This window comes from Sedimenticola hydrogenitrophicus, from assembly GCF_029017505.1.
In the GTDB taxonomy this organism is placed as follows: Bacteria; Pseudomonadota; Gammaproteobacteria; order Chromatiales; family Chromatiaceae; genus Sedimenticola; species Sedimenticola hydrogenitrophicus_A.
Genome location: NZ_JAQGEI010000060.1, coordinates 1 through 16,062 on the forward strand (window position 1 = coordinate 1; position 16,062 = coordinate 16,062).

Annotated in this window: 15 protein-coding genes; 8 read left to right on the top strand and 7 right to left on the bottom strand. The window is 61.9% G+C overall.

Translation table 11 applies throughout. The annotated features are described in order from the left end of the window. Positions 1–114 precede the first annotated feature (114 nt). A complete protein-coding gene (locus tag O9K64_RS22640) occupies positions 115–525 on the bottom strand; it encodes a hypothetical protein (protein ID WP_275100394.1) in 411 nt (136 codons plus the stop codon). Between the two features lie 187 nt (positions 526–712). On the opposite strand from O9K64_RS22640, the gene O9K64_RS22645 reads away from it, so the two are divergent. The 6 genes from O9K64_RS22645 (at position 713) to xerC (ending at position 7,072) form a co-directional block, all read left to right on the top strand. Further along, entirely contained in the window at positions 713–1,546 is an 834-nt protein-coding gene (locus O9K64_RS22645; protein WP_275100395.1) for a GGDEF domain-containing protein, read from the top strand. 10 nt (positions 1,547–1,556) lie between these two features. Then, a complete protein-coding gene (locus O9K64_RS22650; RefSeq protein WP_275100396.1) occupies positions 1,557–4,403 on the top strand; it encodes a class I adenylate cyclase in 2,847 nt (948 codons plus the stop codon). A gap of 93 nt (positions 4,404–4,496) precedes the next feature. Continuing rightward, positions 4,497–4,640 carry an LPS translocon maturation chaperone LptM gene (gene lptM, locus O9K64_RS22655; protein WP_260295843.1) on the top strand — a complete coding sequence of 48 codons (144 nt, stop codon included), beginning with the start codon at positions 4,497–4,499 and terminating at the stop codon, positions 4,638–4,640. A 7-nt stretch (positions 4,641–4,647) separates the two neighbouring features. Continuing rightward, positions 4,648–5,478 (top strand): diaminopimelate epimerase, encoded by an 831-nt coding sequence (gene dapF, locus O9K64_RS22660; protein WP_275100397.1) that lies wholly within the window; start codon positions 4,648–4,650, stop codon positions 5,476–5,478. Then, positions 5,475–6,155 carry a DUF484 family protein gene (locus tag O9K64_RS22665; RefSeq protein ID WP_275100398.1) on the top strand — a complete coding sequence of 227 codons (681 nt, stop codon included), beginning with the start codon at positions 5,475–5,477 and terminating at the stop codon, positions 6,153–6,155. Before dapF ends, O9K64_RS22665 begins: the two co-directional genes overlap by 4 nt. Beyond that, complete coding sequence (gene xerC / locus O9K64_RS22670) at positions 6,155–7,072, top strand: tyrosine recombinase XerC (RefSeq protein WP_275100399.1); 918 nt, start codon at positions 6,155–6,157, stop codon at positions 7,070–7,072. The genes O9K64_RS22665 and xerC overlap by 1 nt, the downstream gene beginning before the upstream one ends. A gap of 276 nt (positions 7,073–7,348) precedes the next feature. On the opposite strand, the gene O9K64_RS22675 is transcribed toward xerC, so the two are convergent. After that, the gene (locus O9K64_RS22675; protein WP_275100400.1) at positions 7,349–8,893 is read right to left on the bottom strand and encodes a bifunctional GNAT family N-acetyltransferase/carbon-nitrogen hydrolase family protein; all 1,545 of its coding nucleotides are present in this window, start codon (positions 8,891–8,893) and stop codon (positions 7,349–7,351) included. Between the two features lie 184 nt (positions 8,894–9,077). Here O9K64_RS22675 and O9K64_RS22680 point away from each other — a divergent pair, with 184 nt between their 5' ends. Further along, entirely contained in the window at positions 9,078–9,830 is a 753-nt protein-coding gene (locus tag O9K64_RS22680) for a DUF2066 domain-containing protein (protein WP_275100401.1), read from the top strand. A 255-nt stretch (positions 9,831–10,085) separates the two neighbouring features. Then, entirely contained in the window at positions 10,086–10,895 is an 810-nt protein-coding gene (locus tag O9K64_RS22685; RefSeq protein WP_275100402.1) for a ferritin-like domain-containing protein, read from the top strand. A 329-nt stretch (positions 10,896–11,224) separates the two neighbouring features. On the opposite strand, the gene O9K64_RS22690 is transcribed toward O9K64_RS22685, so the two are convergent. The 5 genes from O9K64_RS22690 to O9K64_RS22710 all read right to left on the bottom strand — a co-directional run. Continuing rightward, complete coding sequence (locus tag O9K64_RS22690; RefSeq protein WP_275100403.1) at positions 11,225–11,692, bottom strand: acyl-CoA thioesterase; 468 nt, start codon at positions 11,690–11,692, stop codon at positions 11,225–11,227. Between the two features lie 136 nt (positions 11,693–11,828). Next, on the bottom strand, positions 11,829–12,212 hold the full coding sequence (locus tag O9K64_RS22695; protein WP_275100404.1) for a hypothetical protein: 384 nt from the start codon (positions 12,210–12,212) through the stop codon (positions 11,829–11,831). A 26-nt stretch (positions 12,213–12,238) separates the two neighbouring features. Further along, positions 12,239–12,967: a hypothetical protein gene (locus O9K64_RS22700; RefSeq protein WP_275100405.1), complete on the bottom strand. Its 729-nt coding sequence runs from the start codon at positions 12,965–12,967 to the stop codon at positions 12,239–12,241. A 205-nt stretch (positions 12,968–13,172) separates the two neighbouring features. Further along, on the bottom strand, positions 13,173–13,430 hold the full coding sequence (locus O9K64_RS22705; protein WP_275100407.1) for a hypothetical protein: 258 nt from the start codon (positions 13,428–13,430) through the stop codon (positions 13,173–13,175). 1,120 nt (positions 13,431–14,550) lie between these two features. After that, on the bottom strand, positions 14,551–16,062 hold a 1,512-nt coding region (locus O9K64_RS22710; RefSeq protein ID WP_335342345.1), incomplete at its 5' end, for a hypothetical protein.

Genomic DNA, 16,062 nt, shown 5'->3' on the forward strand with positions numbered 1-16,062 from the left:
CTTGCGAACCGCATCATTCCATCCTCAGGTCCGTAAACGGTGCAGCCTTGCACCACTCCTCGCGGCTAATCTTTTTCCACATCCCGGATGGAGCCGGGGGTATTCAGATAGATTCTAGGACCCATCCCGACCCAACAGTCGTCGCGCGGCACGCCGCCGCGCCTGCTGCTGCAGACCCTGTTGCACTTCGGCCTGACTGGCCACCAGCAGCGCCTCCGGGACGCGCTCGCGGATCGCCTCGAACAGGGCCAGGGAGACCCCCTTGCCCTGCCGATGACTGATCCACAACAGGTTCAGCTTGAGGTTCAGGTCGGCGAACACCACCCGGTCGGCGTGGTGCTCGAACACGCCCCGCAGCTCCTCGAGGAGCCGTTCCCGCCGGTGTTGGGCCCAACGCTTCAGTCCCGGGATCAGCAGCATGAAATCGTTCAGGTTCTGTCCGGCCGGATCGCTGGTGGGGACCCGCCGCCAGAGTGGGTCCCCGGGCTGCAGCCGGGCAGCCGTCACGCACTTTTGCCGCTCCATCCGACCTCCTCGTTCATCGGCAATGATTATGGAAAAGATAGACTATTCTGAAGGTTGAAAACTAAAGTTTAGCCAAAATCGGGCGCTCTATAGGCTGTTGCGGGGGTGATCACCCGAACGCCCCATCGATAATCGGTGGGGTGCATCCGCCGGCCAGGCAAAAAATTCGGATCGGAGGATCTTGGTTTTGACTCAAGCAAGTCGTGTTACCCACCAGGCGCTGCGGAATACTCCCTGCGGCGTATTGATTTTCGACCAGAACGGTACCATCCGCTGGCTCAACCCGGCCCTGGAAACCCTGCTGGGTCTCAAGGCCGATCAACTGGTAGGGCAGGATCGGGAGCAGTTCCCCTTCACCACACACCGGGGGCTGTTCAAGGGCGAAGGGATAATGCACCTGTTCGGCAGCGGGGTGGAACAGGATCGCTGGCTGCTCTGTTCCGTGGAACAGCGGGAGGACGCGGACCCGGAGATCCACACCATCAAATATTTTCAGGATATCACCGAGCTGGTGCGGCTGCAGGAGGAGAATCAACGACTGAAACAGCAGGTTGAAGAGCTGGCCATTACCGACGAACTGACCGGCCTGGCCAATCGCCAGTCCCTGACCCGCGCCCTGAATGCCCAGGTCGCGCGCAGCCGCCGCTACCAGAATCCGCTCAGCCTGGCGGTAATTCAGCTGCTCGACAGCCGCGACCAGGCGCCGATCCCGAATGAGATTATCCTCGAGGTGAGCCGCTACCTGCGCGACCGCCTGCGCTGGGTCGACCTGATCGCCCGCTGGGACCACAGCCAGTTCATCATCATCCTGCCGGAGACCAGTCTGCCCCACGGCAGCGAGCTGATGGACAAGGTATTGGGCGACTTTTCCCAGCTGTCGCTGCCGGCGCAGTTTGCCACCGACGCCCTGGCGCTGCGCTTTGGCCTGGCCGAGTGGCACAAGGGCCAGGATGCCCGTCTGCTGATGAAACAGGCACTCACCAACCTGGCAGAAAACTCAGCCGCCAGCGGCCACTCCTGAGGGTCGACCCATGGCCGAGGCGGTGTCACACAAAGACGGTATCGGCCGCCAGGAGCTGTTGACTATCCGCCGCCGCTTCCTCGGTCTGCACCGGGAGCGGCTGCGCATGATCGCCCGCGAGCTGACTCCCAACCAGCGCGCCTTTGTCGATCTGCTGCCGCTGCTGTTCCACATCAACCACCCGACCCTGCCGGGCTTTGCCGGCAGTGACACCCCCATCGGCATCCCCGATTACACCCCGACCCTGGCGGTGCTGCGCCTGGCCCGCAAGCTGAGCCGCAGTTTCGAGTACAAGAAACGGGCCCGACGGCGCTTTTATATCCAGGCGCTCTACCTGATGGGCAGCATCGGCAGTATCGCCCATACCAGCGGCAGCGATTTCGATATCTGGCTGTGCCACGATCCCGAGCTGGACGCCGCAGAGCGCGATCTGCTGCGCCGCAAGGCGCGCAAGATCGAGGCCTGGGGCAAGGAGCTGAACCTGGAGGTGCACTTCTTCCTCACGGATGTGGACGCCTTTCGCGACGGCAAGCTCGACGCCCTCTCCCACGAGAGCAGCGGCACCACCCAGCCGCACCTGCTGCTGGAGGAGTTCTACCGCACCGGGGTACTGCTGGCCGGACGCTATCCGGTCTGGTGGCTGGTGCCACCCGAGGAGGAGGAGGACTACAGCCGCTATGTGCGCATGCTGTTCCACAAACGCTTCGTCGACCCGCTGGACTGCCTCGACTTCGGCGGCCTGGAGTCGATCCCGGTGGAGGAGTTTATCGGCGCCGCCCACTGGCAGCTGTTCAAGGGCATCGAGTCCCCATACAAGACCATCCTCAAGCTGCTGCTGACCGAGGCCTACGCGCGGGATTATCCCACCATCCGCTGGCTCTGCCAGGAGACCAAGCGCGCCATCTACAGCGGCGATTTCAATCTGCGCCAACTCGACCCCTATGTGCTGATGTACCAGCGGGTGGAACAGTATCTCCAGGGTCGGGGCGAGCCGGAGCGCCTGGAGCTGGCGCGGCGCTGCCTCTATTTCAAATCGGAGCAGACCCTGAGCCAGGCGCCGCTGCGGCTGCGCGAGGACTGGAAACGGGAGGTGCTGCAGACGCTGGCGCAGGACTGGGGCTGGGGCAAGGGGGTGCTGGTCAATCTGGATTCGCGCCAAAGCTGGAAGATCGACCAAGTGATGGATGAGCGCAACAACCTGGTGCGCGAACTCAGTTACAGCTACCGGCTGCTGACAGATTTTGCCCGCGAGTACGCCTCCACCGAGGCCATCGACCCGGAAGAGATCAGCCTCCTCGGGCGCAAGCTCTACACCGCCCTGGAGAAGCGTCCGGGCAAGATCGACAGCATCAATCCCGGCATCACCCGCAGCCTCTACGAGGAGCGCATCTCGCTCCACTACGCCCGCACCCAGGGCGACCAGTACGCCTGGTTCCTCTACCTGGGGGAGGTCAATGAGCAGGCCGCCCGGGTCACCAGCCCGCTGAAGACCGCCGCCTGTCTCAGCGAGGTGCTGGCCTGGTGCCACCTGAACCGGCTGATCAATCTCGGCACCATCATCTCCCTCTATCCCAAGGAGAATCCGGTCCGCGCGGAGGAGCTGTTGGCTATTCTGGGCACGCTGAACAGCATCTACCCGCCGCACGCGACCACATCGGTGCCGATGACGCGGCTGAAACAGCCGCCCTACGCCCTCTCCTGCACCCTGTTCCTCAACACCGGCATCGACCCGATGGCCCACCTGGCGAAACTCGGCAAACAGCTCACCACGGAGCGCAGCGATCCGCTCAGCTTCGGCGCGGCGCACAACTCCCTGGTGGCGACGGTGGAGCAGCTGATCACCACCAGTTGGGGCGAGACCCTGGTCACTTCCCACCAGGGGACCCGGGGGCTGCTGGAGAGCCTGTGCCACTATCTGCGCATGGCGCTGCAGGGCGAGGCGCCGCCGCCACGGGCCACCGCACACTGCTTCAACTCGGTGCGGGGCGGCAGCACCGCCAAGCGGGTCGAGAAGCTGTTCAACGATGTCCGGCACTGCTTCAGCGAGGCGGGCAGCGGCCTCAACAGCCGCTATCTGCAGCAGATCGAGGACGACTTCTACCTGATCCATTATCAGAATGAAAAATTCTCCTACTTCCCGCTCGCCGGTGAACAGGAGGCGCTGGATATCCTGGCCGAACCCCAGCGCAGCTTCCGCCCCACCATCATCGACAGCCTGAGTCTCGCAGCGACCCCGCTACCCTGCATCATGCGCCTGAACCGAGCCGGGGCGATCCAGGTATGCTACCTGACCCACAAGAGCCGGACCGAACTCTATATCCTCGACGAGCACGGCGCGCTGTTTCATCAGCAGATGCAGGAGGCGGACGAACACTACCTGCTGGTGCAGCAACAGCGCTTTCTCAAGGGCATGCTGCTGCTGCGCAGCCTCAGCCTGCCGGGCAACCAGCCCGCGCACCGCTACCTGCTGGATGCACCGGAGTTCTACCGCCTCAAACGCAACCGGGACGGCGACTACGTGGCCGAACCGCGCACCCCGCCGCGCCACCGGCTCCCCGACAGCTACATGGAGCTGCGCCTGATCAGCGAAGGCCTGGACCTGAATCAGGCACCGCACCTGCTGGTCTGCGGCGACCGCGAGTTCAGCTCCCTGGAGTACGGCGCCGGGCTCTACGGTGCGGTGGCGCAACACCTGCTTGAGCAGCGCATTGGCCACAAGGCCTACCCCATCTACCTGACCAGCCTGGAGCTCTCCGGCATCGGCTCCGAGGAGGACGCCAGCACCATCCAACTGCTGAAATTCAAGAAGCGGCTAGAGGGGCGCCTCAACCAGGCGCTGATGAAGATCCGGCCCTAGCAGCCTTGTCCAGGGGTGGCAGGGAATCCGGTTGGGTTTGACTGCCGCCAGGGTTACAATGCGCTGCATTGGAAATATTCGGAGCAACACGCCATGTTCTGCTGGTCCCGCTATCTTCTCTGGCTCGTCATCCTGGTCCTGGGCACGGGCAGCCTGCTCACCGCTTGCGGTCAGAAGGGGCCGCTCTATCTGCCCGACCCGGCCAGCCAGCAGCAGGAAGAGGCCAAGGACAAATAACCCCGCCATGAAATATGCATTCACCAAGATGCACGGGCTGGGCAACGATTTTGTCGTTTTCGATGCCGTCACCCAGCCGCTTCGGCTGACCCGGGAACAGTTTCGCCAGATCGGCGACCGCCACTTCGGCATCGGCTGCGACCAGATCTTGCTGGTGGAACCGCCCAGCCTTCCCGGCACCGACTTCAACTACCGCATCTTCAATGCCGATGGCGATGAGGTGGAGCAGTGCGGCAACGGCGCCCGCTGTTTCGCCCGCTATGTGCTTGACCAGGGACTGACCGACCAGCGGGAGATCAGTGTCGGCACCCAGGCCGGGGTGATCCGGCTGTCGATCGAGCCGGACGGCCTGGTGCGGGTCGACATGGGGGTCCCGACCCTGGAGCCCGAACGGATCCCCTTCGTGGCCGAGCGCCGGGCCGCCGAGTATACGGTCGAGGTGCTGGGCGAGCCGCTCACCCTGGGCGCGGTCTCGATGGGCAACCCCCACGCGGTGATGGTGGTGGAGGATCTGGAGCAGGCCCCGGTGGAGCGCATCGGCGCCGCCCTGCAGCAGCATCCGCGCTTCCCCCAGCGGGTCAATGTCGGCTTCATGCAGATCCTGTCGGCGGACGCCATTGCCCTGCGCGTCTACGAGCGCGGCGTGGGCGAGACCCTGGCCTGCGGCACCGGCGCCTGCGCGGCGGTGGTGTCGGGCCGGTTGCGCGGGCTGCTTAACAAAAGTGTCAAGGTCAGCTTGCCCGGTGGTGCACTTGTGATAGAGTGGCCTGACGAACAGGCGCCTGTCCTGATGTACGGTCCGGCGGCGTCGGTGTTTGAAGGAACCATCGAATTATGAGCCCACAAGCAGAGCCAACGCCCGACCTTCCGCAGATGGAACAGACGCTGATCGACTTTCTGACCGACCATCCCGGTTTTTTTGACCGCAATCCCGAGCTGCTGAGCCGGCTGGAGCTGTCGCACAGCAACGGTGGTGCCGTCTCCCTGATCGAACGCCAGGTCGCCGTGCTGCGCGAGCAGGCCGAACAGAACCGGCGCAAGCTGGAGGAGTTCGTCGCCATCGCCCGGGAGAATGAGCTGCTCAACGAGCGGCTGCACCATCTCACGGTCAAGCTGATCGAGTGTTGCGACTTTGACGAAGTAATCAATACCCTGCAGGACCTGCTGCACGACGACTTCCGTGCCGAGGCGGTGGAGCTGCATCTCTACTCGGCCATCGAGGCCGAGCATCTGACCAACCCCGACCTGGACGGCTTCCGGGAATTCCTCGATGCCAATCGGCCACGCTGCGGCCGGCTGGCCAACGGCCAGCTGAAATATCTGTTCGGTCCCCAGGCCGAGGATATCGCCTCCACCGCCCTGATACCCGTCAAGGGCGAGGGGTTGCTGGGAGTGCTGGCCATCGGCAGCCACAGTGAACACCGTTTCCACCCCGGCATGGGCACCGACTACCTGATCCGCCTCGGGGAGATCGTCAGCAAGACCCTGGAGGTGGTGTCGGAACCGGGCAGCTGATGCAGGCCCCGGACCGCCTGCAAGCGCGGCTGCAGGCGTTCCTGTCCCATCTGCGCTTCGAACGGCGCCTCTCCCCCCACACCCTGAGCAACTACCAGCGCGATCTGCAGCGGTTCCGTGACTGGTGCCGGGAACAGGAGCTGGACGGCTGGGACAAACTGACTCCCCGGCAGGTGCGCGCCTTCGTGGCGCAACGCCACCGCGGCGGCATCTCCGGCAAGAGCCTGCAGCGGGAACTCTCCGCCCTGCGCAGCCTGTTTCGTTACCTGCTGCGCGAAGGGGTGGTGGAGAACGATCCCGCCAGCGGTATCCGTGCCCCCAAATCCGAACGCCACCTGCCCGACACCCTGGATGCCGACCAGCTGGGCCGGCTGCTGGATGTGGCCAGTGAGGAGCCACTGCAACGGCGCGACCTGGCGATCATGGAGCTGCTCTACTCCTGCGGGCTGCGGCTGGCCGAACTGGTCTCGCTCAACCTGCATGATATCGACCGCGACGACGCCACCCTGGAGGTGATCGGCAAGGGGGCGAAAAGCCGCCGGGTACCGGTCGGGCGCAAGGCGCTGGCGGCCATCGCCGCCTGGGAGCAGGTACGCGGCCAGCTCGCCCGCCCGGACGAGCAGGCCCTGTTCGTCAGCCAACGCGGTACCCGCCTGCGGCCGCGCTCCATCCAGCAGCGGCTACACCAGTGGGCACTGCAGCAAGGCTGCCGGCAGAACCTGCACCCGCACCTGCTGCGTCACTCCTTCGCCAGCCACCTGCTGGAGTCCTCCGGCGACCTGCGGGCGGTGCAGGAGCTGCTGGGGCATGCCGATATCAGCACCACCCAAATCTACACCCATCTCGACTTCCAGCACCTGGCCCAGGTCTATGACAGCGCCCACCCGCGGGCGCGCCGCAAGAAGCGCGAGCCCTAGTCCTGCACTTTACCCATCAATTGCCGTAGATTGGGTTAGCGGCGCACGGGTACTGCGCGTCCATACCCCGACAATGTCCGGGCGCCGCGTAACCCAACGCATCCACTGCCGTCAAATGGTGGGCCACGGGCACGCACGTGGGGTAAGGAGTAGTACAGGAGGAGTGGTACCGGGATGTACCGTTTAAGAAGCCTAGGATGGAATAAGCCGGCAGGTGCATCCACCATTGCCGCTGGGTATGCATTCCCCCGCGGAGCGTGGGAACGAGGAACCCGCTCACTCGAAGTCGATCAGGTTCTCCAGCCCCAGCCGGTAGAGGTCCAGGCGGCGATCCTTGAGATTGGTGACCGAGCCCTCGGTGCTCAACAGCTTCAGCTTCTCCAGGTCCACGTCGGCGAACAGGATCATCTCGGCATTGGGCGTCGCCTCGGCGATGGTGGCGTCGTGGGGGAAGTAGACATCGGAGGGCGAAAACACCGCCGACTGGGCGTACTGGATGGCCACGTTGTCCACCCGGGGCAGGTTGCCGACGCTGCCGCCGATGGCGACGTAGCACTCGTTCTCGATGGCCCGCGCCTGGGAACAGATGCGCACCCGCAGGTAGCCGTTCTTGGTGTCGGTCCAGAACGGCACGAACATGATCTGCACCCCCTGGTCCGCCAGCAGGCGGGCCAGCTCGGGAAACTCCACGTCGTAGCAGGTGAGGATGCCGACCCGGCCGGCGTCGGTCTCGAACACCGACACCCCGGCGCCGCCGTCGATCACCCAGTCGCGCTTCTCGTGGGGGGTGATGTGGATCTTGTACTGGGCGTCGATGCGGCCGTCGCGATGCAGCAGGTAGGCGACGTTGTAGAGCCGATCCCCCTGCAGCAGCGGCATGCTGCCGGCGATGATGTTGATGTTGTAGCTGACCGCCAGCTGGGAGAAGCGGCGCTGGATCTGTTCGGTGAAGCCGGCCAGGAAGCGGATCGCCTCCACCGAGTTCTTGTCCCGCGCCAGGCCCATCAGCGGGGCGCTGAAAAACTCCGGAAACAGGGCGAAGTCGGACTGGTAGTCGGAGAGCGAGTCGACAAAGAACTCGACCTGGCTCAACAGGTCTTCCAGGGAGATCACCGCGCGCATCTGCCACTGCACGATACCGATACGCACAATCGGTTTCTCCACCCCATGCACCGAATCCCCGTCCTCATCGAACAGGATGTTGTTCCACTCCAGCAGGGTGGCGAAGCCCTTCGATTGGGTATCCTCGGGCAGATAGCCGCGCATCAGCCGCTTCACGTCGAAGTCGTTGGCCAGCTGGAAGGAGAGGATCGGATCGTGCAGCTCGCGCCGTTTCACCTTGTCGATGTACTCCGCCACCGTCAGCTCCCCGACATGGTCGTTATAGCCGGGGATGCGGCCGCCGGCCAGGATTGCCTTCAGGTTCAGCGCCCGGCACAGCTCCTTGCGCGCCTCGTACAGGCGCCGGCCCAGGCGGAAGCCGCGGTAGTCGGGATGCACGAACACGTCCAGGCCATACAGCGCATCGCCCTTTTCATTATGCCGGGCAATCTGCTGGTCACTGACGATGTCCCGGTACTTGTGCACGAAGGAGAAGCGGTTGTAATCAACCTTGATGGTCAGGGCCACCGCCACGATCCGGCCCTTGTCCTCAATGCAGATCTGGCCGTCCGGAAAGGCCTTGACCAGCGCCTGGATGGTCGCCTTGGGCCAGGCGCCGCCGATATCGGCATAGACCAGCTCCATCAATTCGGCGAGTTGGGGATAGTCGGCCAGGGTGATGACGCGCAGGCTCAGGTGGGTTTGGTTGTTATCGCTCATGGTCTGTCCGTTACGCTGCCAGGGATTGAAGCAGACGCCTTAAAGTATATGCCAGTTCCCCGGCGCGGGTCCGGGCCCCGGCCCGACAGGCGCCCGGATGCCGATCCGGCCATGGGCTAGACTTTCTTTGTCAGCCTGTTATCGCTGCGAATCGGACAAATACCTGATCCCCGAGGAGCCCGCCGTGGGAACCGGAAAGCGCTTCACCGCCCTGTTCGCCCTGATCCTGTGCAGCCTCTCCCTGGCCATCGCCGGCGACCCGCAAGCGCTCTATCAGGCCACCAGCATCGTCACCGGCCGGGACAATGCGGCGGAGTGGGCCCGCGGCACCCGGGAGGCGTTCGAGACGGTCGTCGCCCGGCTCTGCGGCGACCGTGGGGTGGTGCAACAGCTCGGCCCCCTCACCCCGGCCACCCTGGAGACCCTGGTGGCCAGCCGCCGCTACACCGACCGCAAGGCGGGCATCCAGATCGCCGATGAGCAGGGCACCCGGGAGCGCAGCTTTCTCCTCGAGGTGAGCTTCCGTGCGCAAGCCCTGCAGCGCCTGTTGACGGCGGCCGGCCAGACCCCCTGGCTGGGTCCGCGCCCGACCATTGGGGTGCAGTTGGAGATCACCGACAGCCAGGGCAGCTATCACCTGACCGAGACCTCCCGGCGCGGCTGGGGACAGCGCGAGGTGTTCCGGACGCTGACCCGGCGCACCGCGATTCCGCTGGCCCTGCCGCGGCACCCGGCCGACCGGCCGGCGGTCGATGGCACCCTCGCCGGCGTCATGACGGTCACTCCCGACGGCACCTGGGCCAGCCGCTGGAGCCTAACGCTGGAATCGACAAATCAGGGCTGGGTCCAGCCACCCGCCACCTTTGACCGAGCCATTACCGAAGCCGTCTGGCGCATGGCCGGCCTGCTGGCGCAGCAGGCGACCGGGACCGAATAGGCCTGTTTAGGAGCCTGTCGGATTTAACGCTGACCTACTGCGGAAAAGCCGAATTTGGCCATATTTTCCGATCTTTCTCGTTAAATAGGTCCACTATTCGCCTCGAAAGATCGAAAAATCTGGCTCAAATCGGCTTTCCCTCGCTACGGTCGGTCAAACCCGACAGGCCCCTAGACGGACGCCCTGCGGTACAATGAGCCGGCGGTTCGGCCCTGCACCGAACCCCGTCCGCCAGCCACTGCCCGGGAGTCCGGTTTGAACAATCTCTTCACCGCCGCCAAGCGCTGTTTTCTGATCGCCGATCCGGACGAGAAGCTGGACGCCTCCCTGGCCCTGGTCTCCGACTGGCGCGCCGGCAGGCTGTGCTGGGATTCGGATGACGAACCGGAACAGCTGCTGGTGCCGGGCCGGCTGGAGCGGCCGCTGCTGGTGCCGCCCCAGCAGGTGAGCAAGCGCGGTTTCGGCTCGCTCACCCGGCGCGCCGCGCTGATCCACGCCCTGGCCCATATCGAGCTGACCGCGGTCAACCTGGCCTGGGACACCATCTACCGCTTCCGCGGCCTGCCCCGGGCCTACTACGAGGACTGGCTGCAGTGCGCCGGCGAGGAGAGTGAGCACTTCCTCGCCCTGCGCGGCCGGTTGCGTGACATGGGCTTCGACTACGGCGATTTCAGCGCCCATGACGAGCTCTGGGGCAGCGCCGTGGAGACCGCCCACGAGCTGATGGACCGGATGGGCATCGTGCACCGGGTATTCGAGGCGCGCGCGCTGGATGTGGTACCGAAAACCCTGGAAAAATTCCAGGAACTGGGTGACTCCGCGACCGCCGCCATCCTCACCCGCATCGCCAATGATGAGATCGGCCACGTCAGCGCCGCCACCCGCTGGTTCCGCTTCCGCTGCGAACAGCAAGGACTGGACCCGGACGCCACCTTCTTCATACTCCTGCAACGCTATCTCGGCCACATCCCGCGCGGCCCCTTCAATCACGAAGCGCGCCGCCAGTGTGGCTTCAGCGAAAACGAGCTGGCGCGGCTGGAAGCGGGGGATGGCGGACGGGGCTGAAACCGCACCTACAGTTGAACCACCTATCCAGCACGCGGCCCGTCCTGTAGGAGGCCCGCCCCCGGGCCGATCATCGCGGCGCGGGCGCCACTCCTACGGGTAGGCGATACACCTGGTGCCTGGAAAACATTCAGCCCGGTAGGTTGGGGTGAGCTTGCGAACCCCAACAAAACGCCGTTCACATCATGATGCTGGGGCGCGACTCTCCCGGCATCGTAGGGGCACGACACTCGCGGCATCGTAGGGGCAACCCCCCGTGGTTGCCCGGAAGCGCGTGCCAGGGTCAAGCTGGGGCAGGCACAGGGCCCGTTATCTGCGGCGAAGCGGGTTCACTCCGGATAGTAGATGCGCTCGAAGTAGGCGCGATACTCCTGCGGCACCGGCTGGCTCTTCAGCTTGTCGGCATCGATGCAGGTGGTGGTGGTGCGGGCATCCACGCAAAGCCGCTCGTCCACGTAGATCCGGTAGTGCAGCCCCAGGGAGCTGCGGCCCAGCTTGAAACAGGAGACGCGGATCTCCGGGCGCTCGCCGAAGCGCAGCGGCTGACGGAAATCCACCTCGGTATGAACCATGGGAAAGGCGATGCGCAGATCCTGGATCAGGTAGAAATAGCGCACCCCGATATACTCCTCCCAGAGATCCTCGAACGCCTCGTGGATGAAGTTGTGGATACGCGGGAAATAGGCAATCCCGGCCGGATCCACATGGCTGAAACGGACCAGCCGCTGGGTCACGAAGACCGGTCCCTCGCCGTCGCCCACCGGGCGTATCTGCAGGGCATCATCTCTTTTCGTCATGGATCGCTCGCTGGTTTAAGGGTGCTTTTTCGGCCTGCGTTTGGCACCGGGGCTCACCCCGGTGCCGGGACAGGCAAGGGGATAAAACCCTCGTTCATTACAGACTCAAGAGAATACAGGGATCACCCCGGTTTTTCTATAAAACCGGTCCCGGCCCTGTCTGCTCAATCGTTGTGCGGAAGAAGGTACCGCCCTGGCCGTCCGGCGTGAACGTGACCAGTACGGGCACTTTTCGTCCGCAAATATCAACCGTCCAGCGCTCATCGACACTGCCGGGCTGACTGGATGTCGACAATGGCTTCGGACCAGCCGGGTTGATGCGGAGGATTTCCGTCTGGATGGACTCGACACGGTCACAGCGGGTATAGGCCTTGGCCAGCGAAACAACGGTTTTCGTCGTATCGGATTTCAGCGCACTCCCGGCAGCCGACTTGCCATTCACCGGTACCGAAGCGACGCACCCAGAGAGGGTTGAGAGGAGAAAGAGAACCGGCATACCGGTGTTAATTTTCAATTCCATTTGTTTATCCTTTTGTCACGTGCTTGTTATTCGTTGCCGTCTACTGGAACCGCGCCCAGTCCCAGTTGCAGCAGGGCCAGATCAAAACAGTGCTCAACAATCTCGTGGCCAGCCAAATCGACCTCCCGGTAATTCTCCGCCTGCCACTGCTCCAATGGCATCTGGTGCGCGGACGAACCCGCACAGATAATGGTCTTGAGGGTCTGTAGACTCTCCTCACCTTGCGCCTGGACGCGAAGCGTCAAGCGGTAGTTCAGCTGGTAGTCATTGCTGGCCAAAAATGATTCATAACCCAGCTCCCACAGACTGGCGCCGACCCGAAAGACGACCGTACCATTCGCCCCGGCCTCACCGCTCTCCCGGTTTGCAAAATATTCCGCAAGCTTCCCTGCAAAGGCCCGGTCGATTCCACGCCCGGCGCTGACCCGATCTCCATCAGGCAATACCCCGTGCAATTGCTGACCAAACTCTCTGCTAATCTCCATATTGCTCTGCAACTGTTGCGGACTGCTGGTGTGCGCCATATTTCCCGCCGCACTCGCCGCCAGGCTCGCGATCACGGAATTTGCGATGGCCCGGGCCTTGGTTCTCTCAAACAGCATGACCGGCTCATGGACCGGCAGCACGGACACAGGGCTGGACATCAGCCGCTCCTTCATCTCCTCTGCGGTCAACTCCGGTTTACCCGGCAAGGTGGAGCACGCCGTTAAAATAAACAGCGCCAAGGTGGTAACACTAGCGATTTTTATTGTCATGGTTTTCCTGGTTTTGATTTAGGGTTAATAGGTCGAATCTCGGTAAGGCAACGGGCATACCGATGTGGCTGACCACAGGCCGCACGTTGTTTCGACAATGGACCACCGTTTGTGAAAGTTGATGGAATGGGTGCGTGGCACCGAGCGATTCGTTGAACCTATCCTTCCACGTCGCGCCACTGCGGTGTGCTGAACAGCCCTGCCATCACTTGCAACGGTATGGGCTTTCACTGTCGAGGTTTTCCCCGGTGCTGCCCGATTTGATAACTACCGTGGCACCGGGGTGGGCACTACACAGCGCATTGCGCGCAGTGTAGATGCCCGAACCTTCAGCAATGATCCGGGTATTGCCAGACACCGGTGCACCCTGCTGATCAACTGCAGTCAACTCGTATACACCGGACAGGGTCAGACAACCACTCAATATTACTGCAGATACAATTACTGATACGCTTCCTTTCATCTGGATCTCCTTTTAGTTTTGGTTAGCTTTTCAATTTATTCATGCATCTCAAAGCAAGCATTCTAGGGGTAGGTTTACCCGATCGTTGCAATAATCAACCTGTAGGAGCGGCGCCTCGCTGAGAAATCGGCCCGGGGGCGGGCCTCCTACAGGGTGCAATGCTGGACTCCACCAGCGGTGCATTCCAGGAAACCATGCAACAAATCTATTTCATCCGGCAGATAACGGGGTGAAACAAATCATTGGGTCATGATTAATGCAACTATTGGGTTTATGTAACCATCCGGGTTGCAGGCTGGCGGGTTGATGGCGTGCTTATAGCAGTCCGCAGGTTGGGATGAGCCTGCGAAACCCAACACTATTCATCTCAACGCTCGCCATATCCACATTCTTATTTTCCGATCACTATACCGAGTGGTGACACCAATACACCGATGGATACTCGAGCCGAAACTTTCCATTGTGTACATGTCCATTCTTCACAGGATTGGAGTTAATAATATCCACAGGCCGTTGGTGGTCGAGCTCATCTCGAATTATGTCTTCCCAATAGGGCCGCTGCTATATTCCACACTTGCTTTTGACCGCCCTGATCAGGTTAAGGCATTCTCCTATGACGTTGTAAAGTGAAAAATTTTCCCTTTACAGCGGCTTGCCAATTTCACATCGCCGGTCCATTTTATTGGTTATTGTGTTGGGGTTCGCAGGCTCACCCCAACCTACGGGCTATGGCTGACAAATGGATGCATCGTGGTATTTCTTGCAAAACTTGCTATCCAGCCGGAGGGTGAAGTCTCGTTCAGGAACTTCCTCGATAGATAGCTTGCACGCTGGCAAGTCTGGGTAGTTACCGCATGATGAAGTATAACGCGTTTGCCTAAAACCAAACCCATCCTTTTCCATACATCTATAGGAAACCGCAATGTCATTCGCCTCCATATCAGGGTCACCAAAGTCAAATCCACACTCGAGCATTGCAGTTCTGACTCCGACGACCGTCACTCCTTTCTTTGACCAAAGTTCCCATGGCTCAGGAACTGGCTGAAATGGTTTGTTTACGCATCCGTATTGGATAAGCGCAAGCGCACATACAAGAGACACATATCGTTGCAACATATCGCTACCTAGCTGGCGTCAAGATGGGTGTAGTACCACTCCAGAAGTCATCAATTATTTTCTGTCGTTCAGGTATCTTCAATTCAGGCTTGAAGTTGGCATCATCTACGTAATATAGATTGTGTGAGGTATCCGGCTGCCCAGTCGCGGCCCGAACCATCTCCTCCAGCACACTGCTGCCCTGCGGAATGGTTCCGCCCGTCGGCGGGTTGTTGCCTATAATACTGCCGACCGGGTCAGCTACATGATTCTGATACATCAACACCATCCCCGTTTGTGTTTCCTCTGGCAGATTCGTCCGATTCTGCAACCCGCTCAGCAGATCGTCCGCTTGGGCGGTGTTGTATGCCGGGCCGAAAAAATTGATTGTCGTGCCGCTTAGCGTCCCTAGCGCATCGGAAGTACTCTCCAGCGATTCCATGGCGTTTCCGATAGTCATCGCACCGCGGCTGTGTCCATCCAGGTGCAGGCCGCTTTGTCCGTACAGGCTCATGGCATCTTTCACTTGTACGGTGGAGTTGGTCAATCCCAGTAGGTCGCCCTCCAGGAATCTCTGGTAACCCGCAACCATCAGTTCGGAAAGCACGTTGTTCGCTTCCGGGAAGTACACAAGGTATTGCGGTCCAGAATCGGAGGCGTGCTGGAGCGCATACTTCGCCGCCGCTTCCTCATCGTTGAAGATGCCATTGGCGGTAATATGTATTTTGCCGTCAGGGCCGGGTTTGAGATTGCGCTTTTCTTCTTCACTTAAAAGTCTGAGTTTCTGCTCCCCAGTTTCTGGATCGACAAGAGCACGACCGTTCTCGTCCCGCAGGACTTCATAGAAGGGATGATCCCTAAGGAACATCGTCCGGTACGCCTCGTCGGAGAATTTAACCGTTTCGGTGTATATCGCCCGCTTTATCACCTGCTCGGCCTCCACCTGTCGCCGCAGACGATCCGCGTCTTGTTTCTCGGCTGCACTGTGACTGTTGTCGATGTCGCGATTGAGCAGGGCGATGGCCTCTTCGGTGGTCCGCCCAGTGAATTCCTGCTGCTTCTGCTCATCGGTGATGACGATCTCGCCTTCACCGATTGCACTTCGAGTCCGTCCGCTGGAGGCGCCCGAGCGCTCGCCATTGAGCGCCGTGTTAGCGATCAGACTTTTGGCGATGCCGTACTTGCCCTGGGTGAGCATGTCGGTGGAGAAACTCAGGCCCGAGGCCTCTGCGAAAGCGGTAGAGTGGTTGGCGAGGTCTTCGGTGGTGAGGGTGCCGGTCGTGAGACGGTTGCGTTTTTCGACAATGGCCGTCTCGCTGCTCGCGATGACGCCGCCCTTGAGCCCGGTGTTGCCGCCCACTTCGACATCGAAGCCACCATCACCGGTCTGGAGGCCAGACTGCTCGGTGGCGGAGGCGTAATCGCCCGTGGCGATTAGGCGGGCGGAGGAGAGGGATGCGCTGGGCGATCCGGTGCCAAGGACCGTCACGCTCAGTCCTGCACTGCTGCTTTGCTGTCGCGCCTGATAGCTGGCGGT

Excerpts from the sequence above, each read along its gene's own strand:
- O9K64_RS22705 (WP_275100407.1), bottom strand. The coding sequence starts at position 13,430 with ATGAAAGGAAGCGTATCAGTAATTGTATCTGCAGTAATATTGAGTGGT.
- xerC (WP_275100399.1), top strand. The coding sequence starts at position 6,155 with ATGCAGGCCCCGGACCGCCTGCAAGCGCGGCTGCAGGCGTTCCTGTCC.
- lptM (WP_260295843.1), top strand. The coding sequence starts at position 4,497 with ATGTTCTGCTGGTCCCGCTATCTTCTCTGGCTCGTCATCCTGGTCCTG.
- O9K64_RS22650 (WP_275100396.1), top strand. The coding sequence starts at position 1,557 with ATGGCCGAGGCGGTGTCACACAAAGACGGTATCGGCCGCCAGGAGCTG.
- O9K64_RS22700 (WP_275100405.1), bottom strand. The coding sequence starts at position 12,967 with ATGACAATAAAAATCGCTAGTGTTACCACCTTGGCGCTGTTTATTTTA.
- O9K64_RS22675 (WP_275100400.1), bottom strand. The coding sequence starts at position 8,893 with ATGAGCGATAACAACCAAACCCACCTGAGCCTGCGCGTCATCACCCTG.
- O9K64_RS22695 (WP_275100404.1), bottom strand. The coding sequence starts at position 12,212 with ATGGAATTGAAAATTAACACCGGTATGCCGGTTCTCTTTCTCCTCTCA.
- O9K64_RS22665 (WP_275100398.1), top strand. The coding sequence starts at position 5,475 with ATGAGCCCACAAGCAGAGCCAACGCCCGACCTTCCGCAGATGGAACAG.
- O9K64_RS22690 (WP_275100403.1), bottom strand. The coding sequence starts at position 11,692 with ATGACGAAAAGAGATGATGCCCTGCAGATACGCCCGGTGGGCGACGGC.
- dapF (WP_275100397.1), top strand. The coding sequence starts at position 4,648 with ATGAAATATGCATTCACCAAGATGCACGGGCTGGGCAACGATTTTGTC.
- O9K64_RS22640 (WP_275100394.1), bottom strand. The coding sequence starts at position 525 with ATGGAGCGGCAAAAGTGCGTGACGGCTGCCCGGCTGCAGCCCGGGGAC.